We start from the raw sequence: 23912 nt of genomic DNA, 5'->3' as shown, positions 1-23912 counted from the left end.
ATACTTAAAAGGGGGGATACTTTGGAAGTAGTTACTGCTCAACAGATGCAGCAGATAGATAAGAGGACAATAGAAGAGTTAGGTATTCCGGGAGTAGTATTAATGGAGAATGCAGGTAGAGCAGTTGTTGATACTGCTTGGGAAATGCTGGATTATAATCAGGAGGCAGAGGTAGTTATTTTAGCCGGAGGGGGCAACAACGGCGGCGATGGTTTTGTAGCTGCCCGGCTGCTGGATGATTTAGGAGTTGAAACGGAAGTCTTGCTGGTAGGCGAGAGTGAAGCAGTCAGTGGAGATGCTGAAGTAAATCTCAATATTCTACAGAAACTGGATTATGAAGTCCGAGAGCTGCAGACCGAGGATGATCTGGAGCAGGCAGCCGATCTATTGGCGGGGGCTGATTTAGTAATAGATGCTTTGCTGGGAACAGGAATCAAAGGCGACTTAAGAGGGCTATTCCCTGATTTAATTGGCTTGATCAATGAAAGTGAGATTCCTGTTTTAGCTGTTGATATTCCCTCAGGTCTGGATGCTGAGACAGGTCAGCCGCACGGCAGAGCAGTTAAAGCAGATGTGACTCTTACTTTTGCTTTACCGAAGTTAGGCTTAGTAGTCTATCCTGGCTCTGAATATGCCGGAAGACTGGAAGTGGCCGATATCAGTATACCTGACAAAGCAGTAGAGGCCCAGCAGATAAAGCGGGAATGGATTACTGCTGATCTGGCCCGAGACTTTCTGCCCAAGCGGGCAAGCTGCAGCCATAAAGGCAGCTTCGGTCAAGCAGCAGTAATTGCTGGTTCGGAAGGGATGACGGGGGCTGCTAAATTAAGCAGTCTGGCTGTCTTGAAGAGCGGAGCCGGAATTGCTACTTTAGGTGTGCCGAAGACTTTACATTCAATTCTGGAAGAGAAGCTAACGGAGGTAATGACTAAGCCGCTGCCGGAGACCCGGGACAGCTGTTTGAGTCTGAATTCATTTGCCGGGATTAAGGCCTTGAGTAGAGAAGCTGATGTGATGGCCGTCGGCCCAGGTATGTCCCGGAGTACAGAAATAACCTATATTCTCCATGATATCTTAGGCGAACTAGAACTGCCTTTAGTTATAGATGCTGATGGTATAAATGCAGTTACAGACTTAGACTTATTGGCAGACCGGAAAGCTCCTACAGTCTTGACTCCTCATCCCGGAGAGATGGCGCGGCTAGTAGGTACTTCAGTTGCTGAAATTGAAGCAGATAGAATCAAAACTGCAGCAAAGTGGGCTAAGGATTTAGAAGTTACTATTGTATTGAAGGGAGCAGCAACAGTTATAGCAACTGCTGATGGTAGGGCTTATATCAATTCTACTGGTAATTCTGGCTTAGCTACCGCAGGAAGCGGTGATGTTTTAACCGGAATTATCACCGGCTTGATGGCCCAGGGCTTAACTGCAGATGAGGCTGCTGTATTAGGCGTCTTTCTACACGGTTTAACAGCAGACTTGGCGTTGGAGGAAGAGACTACTTATACTCTATTGGCTGGCGATTTGATAGATAATTTAGCCCAGGCCTTTAGATATTTACAGGAGGAGTGAATAGAATATGTTAGCAGAGGATATAATGACTGAAGACGTGATTACTGTTAATCAGGATGATACAATTAAGGATGTAGCCCGGCTTCTATCTGATAATGAAATCAGCGGTCTGCCGGTGATTAATGATGATGGAGAAGTAGTAGGGATTATAACGGAACAGGACTTAATCATTCGGGATAAGAAGCTGCATTTTCCTGATTATATCTATCTACTGGACAGTATTATCTATTTAGAGAGTCTACGTGAGTTTGAAGAAGAGTTTAAGAAGATGATCGGTACTCAAGTAGAGGAAGTAATGACTGAAGAAGTGATTACGGTTAATCAGGAGACACCAACTGATGAAATTGTAGAATTGATGCTTGAGCATAAGATTAATCGAGTCCCGGTAATAGATAATGGAGAGTTAGTAGGGATTATCAGCCGGGGCGACTTAGTAAAATTATTAGCTGACTAGGAGGGATAAAGTGGCTAAAGTAGGAGTTTTGCTGAGCGGTTGTGGTGTTCAAGATGGTTCTGAAATCCATGAAGCAGTCTTGACTATGCTGCATTTGGATAAAAATGGCCAGGAGATTATTCCGATTGCTCCTAATATATTACAGTCCCAGGTAATAGACCATCTGACAGGCGACGAGATGGAACGAGAGAATAGAGATGTACTGGTAGAAGCAGCCCGGATTGCCCGGGGCGATATTAGAACAATTAAAGCTGAAGTTACTGATCAGCTTGATGGCTTAATCCTACCCGGCGGAGCAGGTGCAGTTAAGAATTTGACTAATTATGCCTTAATGCCGGAAGAATGTAAGATTAATCAACAGACAGAGCAGTTAATAATAGAGATGATCGAAACTAACAGGCCGGTGGGGGCTATCTGTATTGCTCCGTTGGTAGTGGCCCGTGCTTTAGCTGATACTGACCAGCAGCCTAAGGTGACTGTAGGAGCCGCATCTGAGCCGGCTAAATATATTGAAGATAAACTGGATGCAGTCCATGTTGAGGCTGCAGTGGATGAGGTAGTAGTTGATGATGAGTTGAAGATTCTCACTACACCGGCTTATATGCTGGCAGAATCGATTGCTGAAGCAGAAGAAGGGATAGCTAAGCTGGTAGCTAGAATGGCGGATTTAATCTAGTTTTTTGACTATCCAATATCTTTTTGATATAATTTCTCAAAGGTACACCCTATTAATAGGGTGTACTTTTTGATGTCAAAATGGTATTAAGGAGGGCGAGTTAAGTGATTAATCTTGTAGTAGAGAATCTACCTCAATATGTAGGACCTGGCGATATTGTAGGGGCTTTTACTAATGAAGTCCAGATGGACGGCAATAAGATCGGAAAGATAGATTTTATTAATGGTACAGCTTTGGTTGAAGTTAAAGAAGGTATAGCTGATAAAGTAGTGGAAGTTATGGACCAGAATCAAGTAGCAGGCATTGAAGTCAAGGTCTATATTGATGATGATATAAGACAGAAGATAGATAAGATTAATGATTATGTAACAGAGTTTGAACAGTTAGTACAGATGGAGCGAGAGGCTGAGATGAAGAAACATGAACTGGAGATGAAGAATTTAAGCGGCTATGAAAGAGAAGAAAAAGGGCGGGCGATTCTACATCTTCGCGGCCGAGACCAAGGTGAAGCCTTCGGCGGCAAGAAAGTAGTTAAGTTTATGCGGCAGCGCCGCGGCGAAGAGCTGCCTGACAGTGAAATAAGTGTCGGAGATCTAGTGATGTTAAGCAAGAATCAGCCGCTGAGGGATGATAATCCAACCGGAACAGTGGCTGAAAAGACCAAATACTCAATTACTGTTGTCTTTGATGAGAATCCACCGGGCTTTATATTTGGAAAAGGATTAAGAGCAGATTTATATGTAAATGATATTACTTTTCAGCGGATGTTAGATGCTATTACAGAGGTCGAAGAGGCTGAAGGTAGACTAGCAGAGCTGCGTGATAAGTTTCTGGGCTTAGAGGATATAGAGTTTGCAGAGCAGGATTCTGATGTAGAATTTAAGAATCAAAACTTAAATCAGTCACAGAAGCAGGCAGTAAGACAGGCTATGGCGGCTGAGGATTTCTTTTTAGTCCACGGACCGCCGGGTACTGGTAAAACGATGACTTCAATTGAAATTATTAGACAGGAGATTGGACCTGATAAGAATATTTTAGCTACAGCTGATTCCAATACAGCAGTAGATAATTTAGTAGAAAGACTGGTCCGGGACGACGTTGAAGTAGTCAGAGTCGGCCATCCGGTCCGGGTAACCCCTGTGCTGCGGGAGCATACTCTGGATTATCTGATTGAGGACCATCCTAAGTACCAAGAGTCACTTAAGCTGCGCCAGGAGGCAGATGAGCTTTTAGATAAGCAGGATGATCTGACCCATCCCAGCGGCCGCTGGAGAAGAGGAATGAGTAATCAACAGATTAGAGAGCAGGCTCAGCAGGGTTCTGGGGCCCGGGGAGTTCCGTTGGATAAGATCAAAGAGATGGCTGAATGGTTGGAATTACAGGAAGAGATTGATGATTTATTTGCTGAGATGGACCAGCTAGAGGAGGAAGCAGTGAATGATCTGTTATCTACGGCCGATGTAGTCTGTACTACTAATTCAACTGCTGGCTCTGAAGTTCTGGATAACTTCTGGGCTGATCTATTGGTTGTGGATGAAGCAACCCAGGCTACGGAACCGGCTGTGTTGATTCCATTAACTAAAACAGACCGGGTTGTTCTGGCCGGTGATCATAAACAGCTGCCGCCGACTATTCTCAGTGAACGGGCTAAACAGCAGGGACTGAATTATACCTTATTTGAACGATTAATCGATATGTATGGAGCTAAAATTCGGCAGATGCTTAGAGTACAGTATCGAATGAATGATTTAATCATGAACTTTTCTAACCGAGAATTTTATAATGGTTTACTGGAGAGTGCTGACGGCATCGGTGGACATACTTTAGCTGATCTGGATGTTTCGGCTCCTAACGGCAGTAGACCGGCCGAGAAGGCTTTAGTCTTTGACCAGCCTATTGCTTTCTTTGATACTCAGGGAATGAATGCTCCTGAACGTTCAAAGAGTGATTCAACTTCCGTAGAAAATCCTATTGAGGCTGACTTAGTAATTGAAATAGCTGAAGTGGCTAAACAGCTTGATTTTGCTGAAGAAGATATAGCAGTAATTGCCCCTTATAAGGATCAGGTGGAGTTAATCGATGATAAACTGGACTTACAGGGAGTAGAAGTTAATACTGTAGACGGCTTTCAGGGCCGGGAGAAGGAAGTTATAATTCTATCCTTTGTCCGCAGTAATGAGTACGGGAATATCGGCTTTTTACGAGACTTAAGAAGGCTGAATGTGTCTCTGACCCGGGCTAAACGTAAATTAATTATGATCGGGGATGCTTCGACTATTACTTCTAATGAAGTTTACGAACGTTTAATAGAATATGTAACAGATGAAGGCTACTATTATGCTCTGTAAGTTAATTACCAAAAATTGTTTGTCTACTTAAGGAAAAGAATTATTAACTTCTATTGACATGGTTATTAACTGTAGGATATAATTGTAGTATAGATTAGTTTCATTATTCCTATCCCTGATGAGGAGAGATATTAATGATCAATTGGCAGGATTCAGATCAGCACAGAGCCGCAGATGTAGACAGTTCAGTTAAAGATGGGCTGAGAATTAGCAAGATGAAACAGGGATATTATGAAATGGGTGAGATTAATTTAAAGTTAGCCGAAGAAGGCTTAAAAGCTGAAGAGGAAGCTTATAAAGCAATATAGATAGAGTCATATGTACAGAATAGAGGCGTTCTTTCGCGTCTCTTTTTTCCTTTGGCTAATTATTCTTTTGGATGAATATTATAAATTAGATTGCAGAAACTAAGGACAAACTGATATATATTTTTTTATATACTTAGTTAACAAACCGGGATATAATATCATATACTATTATTAACTAAGTTTTATTCTGCCGGAGGTGCGTTAATTTGACTAATCTAAAGCGGGTAATGATTAGCTTGCCGGATAGTTTATTAGAAAAGGTAGATGGGGTTGCCGAACAAGAGAATCAAAACCGCAGTGAGTTTGTGCGTAAAGCTATGAAGCTCTATATTGCTGAGCTGCGTAAAGAAGAGATTAAACAGGAGATGAAGCAGGGCTATTTAGAAATGGGGAATATTAATTTAGAAATAGCAGAAGATAATATCAGGATAGAGAATAGAGACTTTTCAAAGTATGAAGCTAATATTGCGGAGTGTGAATAGCTGTGGCTATCAAACGAGGCGATGTATTTTATGCAGATTTGAATCCGGTAGTCGGTTCTGAACAGGGAGGAATAAGACCGGTATTAGTAATTCAGAATGATATAGGTAATAAATATAGTCCTACTGTAATTGTGGCAGCCATTACTTCTAAGATCAAGAAAGGAAAACTGCCTACTCATGTAGAGATAGACTCTAATGAGCATAATTTAGATAAGGATTCAGTAATTCTTTTAGAACAGATTAGAACCATTGATAAGAAGCGGCTGCGCAGGCAGGTTACTCATTTAAATGAAGAGATAGTTAAAGATGTAGATGAAGCTTTAGAGATTAGCGTTGGTCTAATCGATTTATAACTGGAAAAGATTTCAAGAGCTATTAATCTGGTATAGATTAATAGCTTTTTTTAAGTTATCTGTTTGGGAAAGGGGAGTTGATCATGAAAGATAAGATCAGGCAGGCGATCAGTAATTTAGAATCTGATTTAATTGCCTGGCGGCGGTCTATTCACCGCCAGCCGGAATTGGGTTTTGAGGAATATAAAACGGCGGATAAGATAGTTGGAATCTTACAGGAGACCGGCTTAGATTTTCAGACAGAAGTAGCCCAGACCGGAGTTGTGGCTGATTTACAGCTGGGGGATGACTTACCAACGTTAGCACTGCGGGCTGATATGGATGCCTTACCGATTCAAGAACAGACCGGAGTGGAGTATGCTTCACAGAAAGAAGGAGTGATGCATGCCTGCGGCCATGATGGACATGTAGCTATTCTGCTGGGCACGGCTGTTATTCTGGATCAGTTTCGAGCTGAATTAAATATTAATCTGCGGTTTATCTTTCAACCGGCCGAAGAGGGGCCGGGCGGTGCCAAACCGATGATTGAGGAAGGTGTGCTGGAGGATGTAGCCGGAATTATCGGCCTCCATTTGAATACCGACCAGCTGACCGGTGAACTAGAGCTTAAAAGCGGTGTTGTTTCGGCGGCAGCTGATCAGATAGAACTGGTAGTAACAGGGGAGGGGGGCCATGGTGCTGCTCCGCACCAGACAGTAGATACTGTAGTGGTAGCTGCTGAAATAGTAACTGCTCTCCAGACGGTAGTCAGTAGGAAAGTAGCTCCGCATCACTCAGTGGTTCTTTCGATGGGTAAGATTGAAGGGGGCTACCGCCATAATGTAATTGCTGATCAGGTCAAACTTACCGGGACTGTAAGAAGTACTGATCCAGCTGTTAGAGAAGAATTACCAGATAAGATTGAAGAGATAATTAAGGGAATTACAACAGCCCACGGGGCTGATTATGAACTGGATTATAAGCGGGGCTATCCTGTAATGATCAGTAATGATGAATTAGTTACCGGTCTAGAAAAGAGTTTCAGTGGCCTGCCGGAGATCAAGCAGGTTACAAAACCAGATCATCCTTCAATGGGAGCAGAGGATTTTGCCTATTACTGTCAGCAGGTGCCGGGCGCTTTTTACCGTTTGGGAGCCGGCAAATTTCCTGACTGTTCCTATCCGGGCCATCATCCCAAGTTTAATTTTGATGAAGCAGCATTAGAGTTAGGGGTTATTACTTTTGTTGAAGCTGTGCTAAATCAGTCGAATAGTGAAGGAAAAGATTTAATTGATATAGAATAAATATTATAAGAAAGGGGTAGGTCGGGTGCGGAAATTGATCAATCTAATTCTTGTTGTTTTACTCTGTATAACGATTAATCTACCGCTGGCTGCATCGGAGCAGAAGGGTAGTCCTGATAGGATAATTAAAGGCATTTTAGCCAATTTTGATCAGATCAAGGACTTTAAAGGTTCATTGGTATCGAAAATTTTCCTTGCCGAAGAGACTGTTACTTATCGGACTAATATAATGAAGAATCAACAGCGTTCTCTAACAGATAATTCTTATACTTTCGGCCGGATAAAGGGGACAGCATCGGGCCGGTTATTGAATGCTATGCCCTGGATTTATCTGCCTCCTGATTATTCTCTGCTGCAGAATGCTCTACCTCTCAGAGGACAGCGTGATTATCTGGAGCCGTTGAATAATCTGGAGGATATTTATAATCTGAAGCTGTTGGGAGAAACTAACTTACATAATAAGCCGATAACTTTGCTGGAATTGAGTAATCAATTTACCAGACAGGTAATCTGGGTTGAAAAAGAGCGGTTGTTGATTGATAAAATTGAAGTATTTAATGGAGCAGACCAGCTGGTAGCAACAATTAATTATAACGGCTACCGGGAAGTGGAGAATGAAATCTGGCTGCCTAATTTAATTATAGTTGAGAACAGAAATGAAGAACAGATCTTGAAGATTAATTATCAAAACTGGGTAATCAATGATGGACTGGATAATGAAGATTTTGCAGTTGGATTTACGCCCAAGGTGCGGCAGAAAATCTTTAAGTTAGAAAAGAAAGTAAGTGCTGATGCTGGTGATACTGAGAGTAGATACCGTTTAGCCCAGCTGTATTATGAAGTATTAGAGACTGATAAAGCAGTTGAGATGCTTAAGCAGGCGGTTGAGATTAAACCAAAGATTAAGTATTATCGAAAGTTAGCTGAATTCTACCGCGAACAGAGCCGATATAATAAGGCTATAGAAGCAATTAAAGAGGCCTTGGTCCTGGATTATAAACGAGGAGAGCTGCATTATACTTTAGGTGAACTGCATCTACAGTTACAGAATATAGACCAGGCCCGCAGTTCGTTGGAAAGAGCAGTCAATCTAGCTCCGACCAACAAGGAATACTTAGAACGGCTATTCTGGACTTACCGCCGTTCGGCAGTAAACGATACTATGCTGGAGAATGCCCAGAATACTCTGGATAAGTTAATTGATTTGGCCCCTAATAAGGCTAAGTACCAGATCTATTCTGGTGATCTCTATCGAAAAGCTGATAAACATCATCAGGCAGTCCATAGGTATCAACGGGCTATTCAGATAACTCCTGAGGATTCCTGGGGCTATATTAAATTAGCCCGTTCTTATGAAGAACTGGATAGGTATCAGATAGCAGAACAGTTATATCTCAAGGCTGTTGAATTGGAGGCTAGCTGGTTGAATTATGAATACTTGGGTGACTTCTATCATAGCTGGAAGAATTATGATTCTGCTGTTGATAATTATCAACAGGCTTTAAAGCTGAAGCCCCAGCAGCTTGATATCAGACTGAAATTAGGCGAATCTTACTGGCGGGCTAATAAGCAGGAGCAGGCCGTTACAATCTGGAAAGATATATTAAAGATAGATAATCTGAAACTGGATGAGTATATTGAGATAGCCGAATTATTTACTGATTATGAACTGGATAATTTAGCTGTATCTACTTACCGCCAGGGAATTAAAGAGTATTCTGGTTCAGTTGACAACTGGAGTAAAGAGCTGTTGGCGAAACTACACGGTCGGTTGGCCAGGCTTTATAGAAAGAAGCAGAATTATAAGTTAGCTGCTAAGGAGTATCAGAATTCTATTCAGTTACATCCATATTCCTGGACGTATCAAGAATTAGGCAGTTTAAAGTTCCATCAAGGAGATTTAGCAGATGCTGTTGAATTATGGCAGGAAGTTAAAAGAATGGATGCTGGAAATTTGAATGCGGTTTATAATTTAGCTATTGCCCGGATTATTCAAAAAGACTTTACTGTAGCTGAGGATAATCTGGAATATATTAAGAGGTTTAATCCTGACCAGAAATTGGCTCAATTAGTCAAGCAGGCTGAGCAGGTTATCAGCAGTCTAAAGGAGTTAGAGCTGGATGATAAGCAGCCGGGCCAGAAGCATAGACTGGAGGAAGATAGACTGCGTCAGCTGGGAATAAAAGAGTTAATTAAAGAGGTAGACAGCAGATGATTTATTGGAGGTTAGAATAAATGGAGCTGGATACACAAAAGATTACTTTAGTAGGTATCTTGGGAGCTGTAACTGCTATACTGGGCATGACCCCTTTAGGCTTTGTGCCGGTACCGACTCCGGCCGGTTCGGCTACTATTATGCATATTCCTGTGGTTATTGGAGCTATTTTAGAGGGGCCGTTAGTTGGTGGTTTAGTTGGTTTTGTGTTTGGGATTTTTAGTTTTTTAAGAGCAGGTAACCCCTTTGTAGTTGATCCATTAATTGGGATTCTACCCCGGATATTTATAGGGGTGCTGGCTGGATATAGCTATAGATTGGTTAAAAAGGAATCTATAGCAGCAGGTCTGGCAGCAGCTGTGGGGACTCTGACTAATACTATAGGAGTATTAGGACTGGCAGTCTGGCGGGGCTATCTACCCTCAACAGCAGCAGTCGGAATAGGAATTACTCATGGAGTACCGGAAGTAGTAGTTGGGGTGATAATTACTATTCTAGTAATTAAAGTATTGAAGAATACTGGATAGAAGATTATATTATAACTTGTAATTGAATAAAAGATTAATAAAGTGCTTAAGATAGGAATGAGTTTCCAGTAAACTTGAGGGGGAGTGGAAATGTTAAAATTAATAACTGAACAGCCGAAAGAAACGATAGAATTGGGAGCTAAGATAGGCGAATTGCTCAACAGTGGAGATATTATCTGTCTCCAGGGCAACTTAGGTGCAGGTAAGACCTGTCTGGCCAAAGGATTATTGGCGGGACTGGAAGTTGAGGCTGAAGTAACAAGTCCTACTTATACATTAATCAATGAATATCAAGGGCGGCTGCCGGCTTATCATATTGATCTGTACCGTATTTCTGATTATAAAGAATTATATGATATTGGTTTTGAGGAGTATCTCTATGGAGAAGGAGTAACAATCATTGAATGGCCGGATAAGGCTGGTCCATTGATGCCGGATAGTTATTTAAATATTACAATTAAGAGTCAGGGGGATAACCGGTTAATTAAGATTATTCCTCAGGCTAATAAGTATATTTCCCTGGTATCGGAGTTGAAAGAAAATGTTGATCTTGGCGGTAGATAGTTCTACTTCTGTAGGTGCTGTCTGTCTTTATAAGGAAGAGGTTATAGCAGAGTATAATCTGAATCTCGATAAGACCCATTCCCAGCGGTTGATGGACCAGATTGTAGGAATTATCGATGATGCTTACCTGGAGTGTAGTGCTTTAGAGGCCATTGCTGTAGGAGTAGGTCCCGGTTCTTTTACTGGAATTCGAATCGGTCTGGCTACGGCTAAGAGTCTAGCCCATGCGTTGGATATTCCGGTGGTAGGCATTTCTACTCTGGAGGCTTTAGCTAATAATCTATTACATATAACAGAGCCTATCTGTCCTATGCTGGATGCCCGGCGACAGCGGGTATATACGGCTGTCTATCAGGAAAAAGATGGGTTGGGGCTAAAGGAACCGGTAGTTGCTGAGGATATCAAGGAAGTAGATAGTTTCCTAGAAGAGTTAAGTAAAAGATTTAAGCAGAAGATATTCTTTATAGGTCCAGGAGCAGAGGAGTATCGAGAACTAATTGAAGATAGATTGGGTACTCAGGCTGAATTCTCGCTGGAAAATAATCTAGTCCAAGGGAAGAGTCTGGCCCAGATCGGAAGTATCAAGCTAAAGACAGGCGGCGGGGATAAGTTAATGGATTTAAAGCCGAATTATCTTAAACGATCCCAGGCTGAAAGAGACTGGCAGGTAAGCAAAGGTGATTTTTGATCCGGTAGATCTGGTTTTACAGCCGATGCAGCTTGCTGATTTAGAAAGGGTAATCGAGATTGAAGAAGAGTCTTTTGGTTCGCCCTGGTCTGTTGAGTCATTTAAAAAGGAATTAACTAAGAATCGGTATGCCCATTATTTAGTACTTAAAAAAGGGGCAGAACTTATAGGCTATATAGGTATCTGGATCTTTATAAGTGAAGGCCATATTACTACTCTGGCTATTGCTCCTGCTTATCGGCGGCAGGGATTGGCTAAGTATCTGTTGGATAGGATAGTTAGCAGTCTGGCGGAGTCGAAAGTAAGAAAGGTAACTCTGGAAGTAAGAGTATCTAATCAAGCAGCCCGCAGACTGTATCGGGATTATGGCTTTGAAGAAGTAGGAATTAAAGAGGATTATTATCAGAATAATCAGGAGGACGCAGTGGTAATGCATAAAGTTCTGGATAAGGAGTTAGATTAATATGGAGAATGGATTGATCTTAGGTATTGAATCATCCTGTGATGAAACATCAGCAGCAGTTGTTAAAGAAGGAAGAGAAGTATTATCCAATGTTGTTGCTTCTCAGGTAGACTGGCACCGCAAGTTTGGCGGGGTAGTGCCGGAGATAGCTTCCCGCAAGCATGTAGAGTTGATAAATCCTGTACTTGAACAAGCCCTAAAAGAGGCTGAAGTATCTTTTGAAGATCTATCGGCAGTTGCTGTAACTTATGGTCCAGGGTTAGTAGGAGGTCTGTTAGTAGGGATAGCAGCTGCTAAATCTATAGCCTATGCCCAGCAGATTCCTCTGCTGCCTATTAATCATATTGAGGGACATATTTATTCTAATTTTATTGCTCATAAGGATCTGGAGGCTCCATTAGTCTGTTTGACTGTTTCTGGAGGCCATACTGATCTGCTTTATTTTAAAGAGTTAGGAACTTATCAGATTCTAGGCAGGACCAGAGATGATGCTGCTGGAGAGGCCTTCGATAAGGTGGCTAAGGTGCTTGAGTTAGGCTATCCTGGAGGGCCGATTATAGATAGTTTAGTAGGTGAGGGAGATCCAACAGCTATAGACTTTCCTCGTCCACTGCTGACAGAGGATACTTATGATTTCAGTTTCAGTGGGCTCAAGACGGCTGTTTTGAATTATATTAATAATCAACAGCAGCGGGGAGAAGAGATAAATAAGGCTGATCTGGCTGCTAGCTTCCAACAGGCAGTAGTTGATGTCTTGACAGCCAGGGTGATTAAGGCAGTGAAAGAGAAGAAAGTTGGTAAGGTAATTTTGGCTGGAGGTGTAGCTTCAAATAGCCAGTTAAAGGCTGAATTAGAGGCTAAATTGGCCGGGTTGGATGTTGGTTTATATTATCCACCGCCGAAGCTCTGTACGGATAATGCTGCTATGATAGCCAGTGTCGGCTATTATCATTACCAGCAGGGAATTAGAGGCGATTATGATTTAAATGCAGAGCCTAATCTGAGGTTAGGTTAGTATAAGGGAGGCTAAAGATGGATTATTCGGCTAAACAGTTGGTTCTTTTATCGGCCCAGGAGCGTAATATTCTGCCTCTTACTTCCTGTTGTAATCTTGACTGTATCTTCTGCAGCCATAAGTATAATCCGCCGGAGATTGAGACATTTAAGTTAGGCCACCGCAGTTTAGAGGAGATTAAGGAGACGGCAGGGTTTTTGGATAATAAAAGCAGGATTGTGATTGGAGAATCTATTACCCGGATTATTGAAGGGGAACCATTCAGCCATCCTGACTTCAGAGAGATTTTAATCTATCTACGGAATCAGTTTCCTCAGACTAAGATTCAGATTACTACTAATGGTTCCTATTTAAGTAGAAAACAGGTTGGATTACTGGCTGAACTTGGTTTGATTGAGCTGAATGTTTCGTTGAATAGTGCCCAACCGGAGATTAGAAAGAGGTTGATGGCTGATTCAGCGGCCGAGCAGGTACGGCAGGGAATCCATAACTTAGCAGAGTCTGGGATTCCTTATCACGGCAGCATTGTAGCCCTGCCCCAAATTAGCGGCTGGGATGATATTGAAGAGACAGTTAGCTTCTTAAACCAGAATCAGGCCCAGACCGTACGTATCTTTCTGCCGGGCTTTACTAAGCTGGCTCCGGATAGGCTGCAGTCTGGTCTGGACTTATGGAGTGAACTGCATGATTATATTAAGCAGTTAAATAGAACATATAGAGTTCCAGTTACAGTTGAACCGCCTGTGGTTGGAGAGCTGACTCCAGCTGTAGCCGGGGTGATTGTCAATTCGCCTGCGGATAGAGTCGGTCTGCAGTCTGGGGATGAGATTTTGGAAGTCGATAATAATAAGGTACATACCAGAGTAGAGGCCTTTTATCAGCTATTACAGGCTAAAGACCCTGTGGTCAAATATAGACATGCTGGAAGAAGCAAGAAACAGAAGTTGAATAAATTGGCTGATGAAGCTTCAGGTATAGTAGTCGATTATGATATTGCTTGGCAGAGATTGATGGAGATCAAGGACATAATTGCTGCTAATTCAGCAGAGAAGGTTCTATTCTTAACCTCTGTTTTGGCAGAGGATATACTTAGATCAGGGATCGAAAGGATTGAATCAGAGCTGGACTTTATGATAGAAGCTGAAGTATTACCTGTAGTTAATAACTTCTTTGGCGGTAGTATTAGAGCAGCTGGACTCTTAGTTGTTGATGACTTTTTGGAAGTGATTGAGACTAAACAGGAACAGGTAGCAGAAAGAGACTTAATCTTTCTGCCCTCTGAACCCTTTAATCAGTGGGGTTATGATCTAGTAGGTAGAAGCTTTGAAGAGTTAGAAGAAAGTTTAGACTCTAAAGTTATACTGGATTAATATTTAATTCCCTAATGCCTGTAGAGGTGCGGGAATTCTGCCGCCTCTCTGGACGAAGTCTGTAGATTCGAACTGGTTGACGTCCATAATAGGTGCTTTACCCAATAATCCGCCGAATTCTACTTGATCGCCGACTGTTTTACCCGGGACGGGGATGATTCGAACGGCGGTGGTTTTGTTGTTGATCATTCCGATGGCCATCTCATCGGAGATGATGGCTGAAATTGTCTCTTTAGTAGTAGAACCGGGAATAGCGATCATATCCAGTCCTACTGAGCAGACTGAGGTCATGGCTTCTAGCTTATTCAGTGTTAAGGCGCCGGCTTCGGCAGCTTCAATCATTCCCTGGTCTTCGCTGACTGGAATGAAAGCACCGCTTAAACCTCCTACATGGGAGGAAGCCATTGCTCCGCCTTTTTTGACAGCATCATTCAATAAAGCTAAAGCTGCAGTTGTGCCGTGGGTACCGCATTTTTCTAGCCCCATACTTTCTAGGATATTAGCAATACTGTCTCCCACAGCAGGAGTAGGTGCTAAGGATAAGTCAACAATACCGAAGGGAATATCCAGTGCTTTAGAGACGCTGTTACCGATTAATTCTCCCATTCGTGTAATCTTAAAGGCTGTCTGTTTAATAGTGGTAGCTAATTTATCAAAATTAACGTCGGGAATCTCATCCACTACATTCTTGACAACTCCGGGGCCGCTGACGCCTACATTAATGACGGCTTCTGGTTCACCAGTTCCGTGGAAGGCACCGGCCATAAAGGGGTTGTCCTCAGGTACGTTAGCAAAGACTACTAATTTTGCACAGCCTATAGCATCATCTTCTGTGGTTAATTCAGCAGTTTCCTTAACAATCTCTCCCATTCTCAGAACAGCATCCATATTGATTCCTGCTTTAGTAGTTGCTACATTGACAGAAGAGCAGGTTCGGTCTGTAATGCTTAAAGCTTTAGGAATAGAATTGATAAGCCGGCCTTCTCCAGTGGTACATCCCTTATGTATCAAAGCAGAGAAACCGCCGATAAAGTCGACGCCTACTTCTTTAGCTGCTCTGTCCATAGTTGCAGCAATGCTGCTGTAATCTTCTGTCTGGCATGAGGCAGCTACAATGGAGATGGGAGTAACTGAGATACGTTTATTGACAATAGGAAGCCCGTATTTGAGCTCCATTTCTTCTGCTGTTTCTACTAAGTCTTCGGCGTACTTGGTTATTTTATCATAGATATTCTGATTTAAAACTTCAATATCTTGATGGGCACAGTCTCTGAGATTGATTCCCATAGTTACAGTTCGGATATCGAAGTTTTCCATTTCTACCATTTTAATAGTTTCGATAATTTCATCGGGATTGATCAGCATTTTCTTTTTCCTCCTTCCTTACTGCTTATACTCGATGCATGTAGCGGAATACATCTTCATGTTGAGTCTTTACTTTTACGTTTAGTTCTTCGCCTGCTTCTTTTAATTCCTGCTGTAGCTCTTCAAAACTGGTATTTAACTCTTCAATATTAACTAACATAATCATTGAAAATAAATCCTGTAATAATGTCTGAGTGATATCGATAATATTAGCTTCATGTTCAGCTAATATACCAGTAATTTTGGCTACTAAGCCTACTTTATCTTCTCCTAAAACAGTAATTACAATTCGATTACTCTCTTCTTGTTCCATATTGGCACCTCCATTTTTAAATTATAATTTAGTTAGTATGATTTAAAGTTGATTTGATTACAATAATAATATACGATTTTAAATTTAATGTCAATAGAAGCCAGGTGGGATAGAACAATAAAAAATGGGAAAGGAACAAAAAAGTATCATTCAATGAGAATAATGGAGAAAAACCAATTTAATTTATCTTAATCGCAGTTAAAACTAAATATTACCCGGGAACTAAATTTGATTTTAGGGGGAGTTTTCTATATTATTAATAGTGGAATTGTTAGCACTCACTCTTACTGAGTGCTAATAACAAAATTTAAAATCTCATGAAGGAGGTTTTGGTAATGGAAATCAAACCTTTAGGTGACAGAGTGGTTGTAAAAGATATTGAAGCTGAAGAAGAAACTACTGAAAGCGGTATTGTACTGCCTGAGAGTGCTAAAGAAGAGCCTCAAGAAGGAGAAGTTGTTGCAGTAGGAGCAGGTAAAAAGTTAGATAATGGTGAGCGATTAACTATGGATGTTAGTGAAGGAGATAGAGTGATTTACGGAAAGTATGCTGGAACTGAAATAGAATTTGATGGTGAGGAGTACTTAGTAATTAGCGAAAAAGATGTTTTAGCTATTGTTGAATAAACTCACTTGTTCTTAATTAGAAAAACTAATTAATGTTCAACAATATTTAAGGAGGTTGAATACATAATGGTAAAAGAATTAGAATTCGGCGAAGAAGGACGCAGAGTATTAGAAGAAGGTGTTAATAAGTTAGCTGAAGCTGTAAAAGTTACATTAGGACCTAAGGGTCGTAATGTTATTCTAGAAGAAGGATTTGGTGCTCCAACGATTACTAATGATGGAGTTACAATTGCTAAAGAGATAGATGTTAAGAATCCTTTTGAGGATTTAGGAGCTCAGACTGTAAAAGAGGTTGCTACTAAGACTAATGATGTAGCTGGAGACGGTACTACAACAGCTACTGTTTTAGCTCAGGCAATCATTCAGGAAGGTATGAAGAATGTAGCTGCTGGAGCAAACCCAATGGTACTTAAGAAGGGAATTGAGAAAGCTGTAGAACAGGGAGTAAAAGAGATTAGAAACTTGAGTACAGCTATTGAAGATAAAGAATCTATTGCTCAGGTTGCTTCTATTTCTGCTGCTGATGAAGAGATCGGTAACTTAATTGCTGATGCTATGGAGAAGGTCGGAAAAGACGGCGTTATCTCTGTAGAAGAAGGACGAACTATGGGAACTAGCTTAGAGACTGTTGAAGGTATGCAGTTTGATCGTGGATACCTATCTCCATATATGGCAACTGATCAGGAAGAGATGAAGGCTAATTTAGAAGATCCATATATTCTATTAACTGATCAGAAGATTAGCAGCGTACAGGATATTCTGCCGCTGTTAGAGAAGGTAGCTCAAGAAGGTAAGCAGCTTATAATTGTTGCTGAAGATGTAGAAGGAGAAGCATTAGCTACATTAGTTGTCAATAAGATTCGCGGAACATTTGACTGTGTAGCAGTTAAGGCGCCTGGATTTGGAGATCGCCGCAAAGCAATGTTAGAAGATATTGCTGTTCTAACTGGAGGCCAAGTAATTACTGAAGATAAAGGATTACAGTTAGAGAATGCTACTAAGTCTATGTTAGGCCAAGCCAGAAGCATTACTGTTACTAAGGATGATACTACTATTGTTGACGGTGCTGGAGCTGACAATGATATTCAGCAGCGTGTAGAACAGCTTCGACGTCAGATTGAGAATACAAGTTCTGACTTTGACCGCGAAAAGTTAGAAGAGCGCTTAGCTAAATTAGCCGGCGGTGTAGCAGTAGTTAGAGTTGGTGCTGCAACAGAAACTGAACTTGAAGAGAAGAAGCACCGTATTGAAGATGCTTTATCTGCTACTCGTGCTGCAGTTGAAGAAGGAATTGTACCTGGTGGTGGAACAATCTTAATCGATGTATTACAAGGATTAGATGACTTAGAATTAGAAGGAGATGAAGCAACTGGTGCCGATATTGTACGACGTGCATTAGAAGCTCCATTGAGACTAATTGCTGACAATGCAGGACATGAAGGTTCTGTAATTGCTGAAAGAGTTAAGAATAAGGATAAAGGTATCGGATTCGATGCTTATAATGGCGAATTTGTAGATATGATCGAAAGCGGAATCGTTGATCCCGCTAAAGTAACGCGTTCTGCTCTACAGAATGCTGCAAGTGCTGCTGCTATGTTACTAACTACTGAAACTCTAATAGTTGAAGATGAGGATGAAGATAATGATGGCGGCGGTGGAGCACCTGCCGGAGCCGCTGGAGGCGGAATGCCTGGTGGAATGGGCGGAATGCCTGGAATGATGTAATTTAGATCTATAGTTAGACTTCAAACCCCTCTGGAGATTTCTCCGGAGGGGTTTTTACCGTTTAAAGTAGCAAAATTTATTCTAAAGTTTCAAAAGCAGTGAATTGCTTTTTACGAGAAAATCAAGCTGCATAATTAAACTTGTAAAGTGGTGTATTTAACAATTTAACTTATATTTAACAGAATTATTGAAATAATAAGATACTAGTAACTCTTTCTTTATCATCTAAAATCTTGGGGGCAGACTTGTATGTTTAGCAAGCTTTTGCGCAAGCTTCAATTTCTGAAGACGGCGAATAATTCTTCTGAAGAAATAAAACCGCCTTTTAATCTAAAACCTAGGAATACTGGCATTTCTAAGAGTCTAGCCAAGAATTATGAAAAGATTAGTGATATCTTTCAGGATGCATCTGATATTGTTATACGAGAGTTTTCCTTTGGCGAAAGCCAGCAGGATGCTTTGCTTGTTCATATTGAAGGTATGACTGAAAAAAACATTATTAACGAAAATATTCTTGGTTCGCTGATGTGGGAAGCTAAAAAGACAGAGACAGATAAGAAGATTGAGATTGAAAGTATCAAAAATTCAGCTATGAATGTAAATGATGTAACAGAGGTACAGACTATGGAAAAAGCTGTTGAAGGCATCTTAGGCGGCGATACGGCCTTCTTTATGGAAGGCTATGATATTGCTTTATTAATGAGTACCCGTACTTGGGAACATAGAAGCGTTCAAAAGCCCCAGACTGAAGCAAAGGTTAGGGGACCGCGTGAGGGCTTTACTGAGACTCTGCGAGTTAATACTTCCCTAGTGAGAAGAAAGATCAAGGATCCTAACTTAAAAATGGAACGGATGAAGATCGGCAGGCGGACTAGGACTGATACCTACCTTGTCTATATTAAAGATATTGCTAATGATAAAATTGTTGAGGAAGTCAGACGTAGGCTAAATAGGATTGAGATTGATGGTATTTTAGAATCAGGATATATAGAAGAATTTATTGAGGATAATCCCTTATCTATATTCTCTACAATTGGCAATACTGAATCTCCCGATAAATTTGCAGCTAAAATTCTTGAGGGGAGGATCGGTATTTTAGTTGATGGGACTCCCTTTGCTTTAACAATTCCCTTACTCTTTATTGAACATCTCCAGGCTACAGAAGATTACTACTCCCGACCTTTTTTATCAACAGTAAGTAGGTTACTAAGGCTGTTAGCTCTACATATTTCGCTATTTGGACCTGCATTATATGTAGCCTTAACCTCCTTTCATCCTGCTATTATTCCCACTCCACTGTTAGTTACTATATCAGCAGCTCGGGAAGGTACGCCCTTTCCATCTTTTGTGGAAGTATTGGTGATGGGAATAATCTTTGAAATTCTCAGGGAAGCAGGGGTTCGTCTACCGCGGCCTGTCGGCCAGGCGATAAGTATAGTAGGCGGACTAGTCTTGGGAGATGCAGCAATCAAAGCTGGCCTTGTGGGGGCTCCTGTTATTATAGTTGTTGCTCTAACAGGGATTACTAGCTTTGTTGTACCACCGCAGGCTGATTTTTTGGCCTTATTGAGAATCCCCATGATATTTTTGGCGGCATCCTTTGGTTTATTTGGTATAGTATGGGGCTATATATTTATCTTAATCCATCTTGCTTCTCTACGTTCCTTTGGCGTTCCTTTTATGTCACCGCTGATGCCCTTTGTCTGGCAGGATATTAAAGATACCTTCATTAGAGCTCCCTGGTGGAAAATGAATAAAAGGCCGCGGATATTAAGGTGGCAGAATTTACAGCGCGATAGTGTTAGGGTCAAGTCTAATCTTAAACCTAGCCCTGCTCAAGAGGAGAACGGAGGAGAAGATAATGATCAATAATAAATATGTCTTGATTATCGTCTTGATTATTGGGCTATCATTTTTGCCTGGCTGCTGGAGTAGAGTTGAGCTGGACAAAAGAGGAATTGTAAGTGGGATAGCTATTGATAAAGCTAAAGAAGAGGGAAAGTTAAAGCTAACAGCGGAGATAATAAAGCCGGGTAAAATCAAGGCTCCTTCCAGCACCGGTGGCGGCAGTGGAGGTAGTAAGGAAAAAGCCGTCTGGGTAGTTTCTAGCACTGGCCATACTATATTTGAGGCCATTCGTAATTTTACTATGCAGGTTAGCCGCAAACTCTTTTGGGCCCATAACCGCCTAATTATTATTAGTGAAGATCTAGCCCGCGAAGGGGTTTATTCTGTTCTAGACTTTTTTCTCCGGGACCAGGAAGGTAGAGCTAGAGCTTGGATTTTGATTAGTAAAGGAAGTGAGGCTAGTGAAATTCTTAAAATGAAGGCAGAGCTAGAGAAAATACCAGCTAAAGACATTGAAGAATTGATCTCTGCCAGAACGGTTACTTCTAAGGCAGTAGCAGTGGATATGCATCACTTCTTTCTGAAACTAGGCAGTAAAACTACTTCTCCAGTTGCCTCCCGCATTGAGCCAATAGGGCAGAGTAAGCAAGATAAGAAAGAAAACAAGGCTAAAAAGGTTAGGCTTACCGGTGCTTCTGTCTTTAAAGAGGATAAATTGGTAGGCTGGCTTAATCGGCCTGCAACTAGAGGATTTCTCTGGATTACTGGCGAGGTAGAAAGTGGGATTATAGTAGTTAAATCACCGGCTGATAACGGAAAGGTTAGTTTAGAGATAGTTGAAACCAGCAGTAAGATAGAGGCTGAGCTAAAAAATGGAGAGTTAGTGATGAATATTCAAGTTGATGGGGAGAGCAATCTCGGTGATCAATCCGGAAGTGCTGACTTAACTAGGCCGGCGAGGATTGAAGCTTTAGAAAGAAGAATGACAGCTGTCATTAGGAATGAAATAAAAGAGTGTCTTTATAAGGCCCAACAAGAGTATAAGACGGATATCTTTGGGTTTGGCGAAGTAGTTCACCGGGCCTTTCCCGATAAGTGGAAGAAGCTAAAGAAGAACTGGGAGGAAATCTTTCCTGAACTTAAAGTAAAGATCGATGTTGAAGCCAAGATTAGACGTCCGGGGATTATAAAGGAATCTATCAATTCCAAGTAAGGGAGGAGATTTAATTGTTCCAGGACCAAGAAAAGATATCAAATAATCAGGCTTTGATGCTGCTTCTAGCAGCTGGTATCGGTAATATCTTTGTAGTTATAGCTGTTCCTGCCGTTAAGGATGCCGGTAGAGATGCTTGGCTGGCAGTACTGTTAGCTTATAGTCTGGCTATATTATTGGGATTGATTCTAATTAGGTTAGGATTGCGGTTCCCAGATAAGACCTTAGTTCAATACTTACCTAAAGTGTTAGGAAGGATTCCCGGTAAATTAGTCGGACTTATCTATATTCTTATTTTTTGGTCGATTAGTGCTTTAATCTATCGAGAGACTGTGGAGTTAATAGAGCTATTTATGCTGGAGACTCCTCCAACACCAATTAATATAATGATGGCTATATTAGTTATATACATAATGAGAAAAGGTTTTGAAGTCTTTAGTAGACTGACTGAATTATTAGTACCTATCATTTTATTCTTGATTATTTTCAGTTTGGTATTTATTTTTCCTAATCTAGAGTGGAAGAGATTAACTCCTCTCTTGGAGAATGGTTTACTGCCAGTAGTCAAAAGCCTTAAGGTTCAGTTTCCCTATGCTATAGAAACAATTCTCTTTATGGCCTTCTGGCTGCCTAGCTTAAGAAAGAAGGATCGGTTGACCAAGTCCCTTTTAGTGGGAATGTCGATAGCAGGAATACTTTTAACAATTCTGGTAGGAGGGATTATAGCCTTTAGTGGAACGGTTATGACAGTTAGCTTCCCCTTTCCTGTGTATTATTTATCCCGCTACATTTTATTGGCTGATTTTCTAACCGGATTTGAAGCCATTTTTATAATTCTCTGGTTAACCTCTAGTTTCATAGAGATACTGGTATTCTTCTATCCTGCTGTTGTTGGTTCGGCTCAGTGGCTAGGACTTAAAGATTATAGGCCGCTTATTATTCCGATGACTATTATTACTATTGCCTTATCATTAGTACCGGCTAACCTAACCGATGTTCTAATTTTAGATAGATTAAAGAATCCCTATCTATTGCTGCCTTTAGGCTTATTAATTCCTGTTACCTGGCTAATAGCAGTAGTTAGAGGAATTGATGAATCATAGCAGGCTAAGAACTATAAACTGTCTACAATAAGGATTGGAACTCCTATTCTATTATTTTTAAGGCATTTCATTCTCGAAACCAATTGGATAAAATTATCAGTGGTTTTAATTAATAATATAGTACTATTAAGAAAAAATTATATTAGGAAAGAAATTAACTATAAGTTTTCATCCAGAAAATAATAAGAGGTGAATAATATTAAGGTCGCTGTTGTAGGTGCAGGAATTAGTGGATTAACTGCAGCTTATAAATTAGAGGAGAAAGGGATTAATCCTACTATATTTGAGAAAGAACATAAGGTCGGAGCTAGGTTTGTAAATGGCGAAGCAATGATGCATATAATTAATCTACCGATTACAGATGTTTTTTATTATTTAAGTCTTAATCGTGAACTTCCTCTTCAACCAACCCTTCCTATTCGTAAAATAATATTCTATGGCCCAACTAATAAAGCTACTATTGTTGGTGATATTGGTTATATTACTATTCGCGGCAATCATGAACGTTCTTTAGAAAATCAGTTAGCTAAGTTAGTTGATTCACCGATTAATTATAATAACAAGCCTGATTATCAAAAATTAAAACGAGAATTTGATGAAGTTATTATTGCTACTGGTGATCCTCGAACAATAAAAAAGATTGATCAATGGCAACAAACAGATGTCTCAGTTAAAATTATTGGAGCTACAATTGAAGGTAAATTTAATCCAACTACAGTTAAAATGTGGCTTAACCATAATCTTGCCCCCCAGGGTTATGCTTATTTGTTGCCCTTTGGACATAAATTAGCTTCTATAGCTATTGCTACTCCCCATGATATTGTTGATTCCAAACATCTATGGTCAAATTTTTTAGATCAACTTGATTTTGAATTTAGAATTAAAGATACTTTTCAAGTAGATCATTACGAAATTGGTCAAACTAAAACCCAACAATTTGATAATACTTATTTAATCGGTCATGCAGGAGGATTTGTTATGCCGTTTTTAGGATTTGGCCAATTTAGTTCCATAGAGAGTGGAATTTTAGTATCTCAAGCAATTACTGAAGGTAAAGATTATAATCAGTTAACTGATAAACTTAAAAAAGATTATAAAGTATCACTTAAATTAAGGAAATTATTTGCTAAAATGTCTAATAATCAATATGATAAATTAGTTAAGGCACTTAATAATCGAGTAGTTAAAAAAATGTTTTTACAGCGAAAGATTAATTTAGCTAAAATTATAGGTTGGTTAAGCACACCATTAGTATAGAAAAATGCGTTAAAGTACTTAAATATCATTTGATTTATAAAATAAAGGGTAAATTTAATTTAATTTTAACATAAAAAGAGGAATCAGGATAAATATCAACAATATAGTTAAAAAGGCAGAAAATTATAACTGTTATTTGTTGTT

The 23912-nt window shown here is 40.5% G+C and carries 23 protein-coding genes; 21 read left to right on the top strand and 2 right to left on the bottom strand.

Annotation, left to right across the window (positions count from 1 at the left end):
* Positions 1-21: 21 nt before the first annotated feature.
* The 15 genes from acear_RS10670 to acear_RS10605 all read left to right on the top strand — a co-directional run bounded on the left by acear_RS10670 (position 22) and on the right by acear_RS10605 (position 14318).
* Entirely contained in the window at positions 22-1572 is a 1551-nt protein-coding gene (locus acear_RS10670; protein ID WP_013279034.1) for a bifunctional ADP-dependent NAD(P)H-hydrate dehydratase/NAD(P)H-hydrate epimerase, read from the top strand.
* A 7-nt stretch (positions 1573-1579) separates the two neighbouring features.
* Positions 1580-2026, top strand: a complete 447-nt coding sequence (locus tag acear_RS10665; RefSeq protein ID WP_013279033.1) for a CBS domain-containing protein — start codon at positions 1580-1582, stop codon at positions 2024-2026.
* A 10-nt stretch (positions 2027-2036) separates the two neighbouring features.
* Positions 2037-2702 carry an isoprenoid biosynthesis glyoxalase ElbB gene (elbB, locus tag acear_RS10660; protein WP_013279032.1) on the top strand — a complete coding sequence of 222 codons (666 nt, stop codon included), beginning with the start codon at positions 2037-2039 and terminating at the stop codon, positions 2700-2702.
* Positions 2703-2806: 104 nt separating this feature from the next.
* Positions 2807-5050, top strand: coding sequence for an IGHMBP2 family helicase (locus acear_RS10655; RefSeq protein WP_013279031.1), 2244 nt, complete (start codon positions 2807-2809; stop codon positions 5048-5050).
* A gap of 134 nt (positions 5051-5184) precedes the next feature.
* The gene (locus tag acear_RS12640) at positions 5185-5358 is read left to right on the top strand and encodes a hypothetical protein (protein WP_013279030.1); all 174 of its coding nucleotides are present in this window, start codon (positions 5185-5187) and stop codon (positions 5356-5358) included.
* A gap of 227 nt (positions 5359-5585) precedes the next feature.
* Entirely contained in the window at positions 5586-5840 is a 255-nt protein-coding gene (locus acear_RS10650) for a CopG family ribbon-helix-helix protein (protein ID WP_041667735.1), read from the top strand.
* 2 nt (positions 5841-5842) lie between these two features.
* Complete coding sequence (locus acear_RS10645; protein WP_013279028.1) at positions 5843-6193, top strand: type II toxin-antitoxin system PemK/MazF family toxin; 351 nt, start codon at positions 5843-5845, stop codon at positions 6191-6193.
* A gap of 83 nt (positions 6194-6276) precedes the next feature.
* Positions 6277-7476 (top strand): M20 metallopeptidase family protein, encoded by a 1200-nt coding sequence (locus acear_RS10640; RefSeq protein ID WP_013279027.1) that lies wholly within the window; start codon positions 6277-6279, stop codon positions 7474-7476.
* A 25-nt stretch (positions 7477-7501) separates the two neighbouring features.
* Positions 7502-9691 (top strand): tetratricopeptide repeat protein, encoded by a 2190-nt coding sequence (locus acear_RS10635; protein ID WP_013279026.1) that lies wholly within the window; start codon positions 7502-7504, stop codon positions 9689-9691.
* A 20-nt stretch (positions 9692-9711) separates the two neighbouring features.
* On the top strand, positions 9712-10218 hold the full coding sequence (locus acear_RS10630; RefSeq protein ID WP_013279025.1) for an ECF transporter S component: 507 nt from the start codon (positions 9712-9714) through the stop codon (positions 10216-10218).
* Positions 10219-10308: 90 nt separating this feature from the next.
* A complete protein-coding gene (tsaE, locus tag acear_RS10625) occupies positions 10309-10782 on the top strand; it encodes a tRNA (adenosine(37)-N6)-threonylcarbamoyltransferase complex ATPase subunit type 1 TsaE (RefSeq protein ID WP_013279024.1) in 474 nt (157 codons plus the stop codon).
* Positions 10760-11470: a tRNA (adenosine(37)-N6)-threonylcarbamoyltransferase complex dimerization subunit type 1 TsaB gene (tsaB, locus tag acear_RS10620; protein ID WP_013279023.1), complete on the top strand. Its 711-nt coding sequence runs from the start codon at positions 10760-10762 to the stop codon at positions 11468-11470. Before tsaE ends, tsaB begins: the two co-directional genes overlap by 23 nt.
* A complete protein-coding gene (gene rimI, locus acear_RS10615) occupies positions 11460-11933 on the top strand; it encodes a ribosomal protein S18-alanine N-acetyltransferase (protein WP_013279022.1) in 474 nt (157 codons plus the stop codon). Before tsaB ends, rimI begins: the two co-directional genes overlap by 11 nt.
* Position 11934: 1 nt before the next feature.
* Complete coding sequence (tsaD, locus tag acear_RS10610) at positions 11935-12948, top strand: tRNA (adenosine(37)-N6)-threonylcarbamoyltransferase complex transferase subunit TsaD (RefSeq protein ID WP_013279021.1); 1014 nt, start codon at positions 11935-11937, stop codon at positions 12946-12948.
* A 17-nt stretch (positions 12949-12965) separates the two neighbouring features.
* Positions 12966-14318: a DUF512 domain-containing protein gene (locus acear_RS10605; protein WP_013279020.1), complete on the top strand. Its 1353-nt coding sequence runs from the start codon at positions 12966-12968 to the stop codon at positions 14316-14318.
* Between the two features lie 3 nt (positions 14319-14321).
* Here acear_RS10605 and acear_RS10600 read toward each other — a convergent pair whose 3' ends face one another.
* Positions 14322-15683, bottom strand: coding sequence for a PFL family protein (locus acear_RS10600; RefSeq protein WP_013279019.1), 1362 nt, complete (start codon positions 15681-15683; stop codon positions 14322-14324).
* A 25-nt stretch (positions 15684-15708) separates the two neighbouring features.
* The gene (locus tag acear_RS10595; protein ID WP_013279018.1) at positions 15709-15996 is read right to left on the bottom strand and encodes an ACT domain-containing protein; all 288 of its coding nucleotides are present in this window, start codon (positions 15994-15996) and stop codon (positions 15709-15711) included.
* 335 nt (positions 15997-16331) lie between these two features.
* On the opposite strand from acear_RS10595, the gene groES reads away from it, so the two are divergent.
* The 6 genes from groES (at position 16332) to acear_RS10565 (ending at position 23768) form a co-directional block, all read left to right on the top strand.
* Complete coding sequence (gene groES, locus acear_RS10590) at positions 16332-16622, top strand: co-chaperone GroES (protein ID WP_013279017.1); 291 nt, start codon at positions 16332-16334, stop codon at positions 16620-16622.
* Between the two features lie 66 nt (positions 16623-16688).
* Positions 16689-18347, top strand: a complete 1659-nt coding sequence (gene groL / locus acear_RS10585; protein WP_013279016.1) for a chaperonin GroEL — start codon at positions 16689-16691, stop codon at positions 18345-18347.
* A gap of 249 nt (positions 18348-18596) precedes the next feature.
* Positions 18597-20219 carry a spore germination protein gene (locus acear_RS10580; RefSeq protein ID WP_013279015.1) on the top strand — a complete coding sequence of 541 codons (1623 nt, stop codon included), beginning with the start codon at positions 18597-18599 and terminating at the stop codon, positions 20217-20219.
* On the top strand, positions 20209-21408 hold the full coding sequence (locus tag acear_RS10575; RefSeq protein WP_013279014.1) for a Ger(x)C family spore germination protein: 1200 nt from the start codon (positions 20209-20211) through the stop codon (positions 21406-21408). The genes acear_RS10580 and acear_RS10575 overlap by 11 nt, the downstream gene beginning before the upstream one ends.
* Positions 21409-21422: 14 nt before the next feature.
* Positions 21423-22511 (top strand): GerAB/ArcD/ProY family transporter, encoded by a 1089-nt coding sequence (locus acear_RS10570; RefSeq protein ID WP_013279013.1) that lies wholly within the window; start codon positions 21423-21425, stop codon positions 22509-22511.
* 189 nt (positions 22512-22700) lie between these two features.
* The gene (locus acear_RS10565; RefSeq protein WP_013279012.1) at positions 22701-23768 is read left to right on the top strand and encodes an NAD(P)/FAD-dependent oxidoreductase; all 1068 of its coding nucleotides are present in this window, start codon (positions 22701-22703) and stop codon (positions 23766-23768) included.
* The last annotated feature ends 144 nt before the right edge of the window (positions 23769-23912 follow it).

Origin of the sequence: Acetohalobium arabaticum DSM 5501 (genome assembly GCF_000144695.1) — a bacterium.
GTDB classification, from domain to species: Bacteria; Bacillota; Halanaerobiia; order Halobacteroidales; family Acetohalobiaceae; genus Acetohalobium; species Acetohalobium arabaticum.
This window is presented reverse-complemented; position numbering and strand designations above follow the sequence as displayed.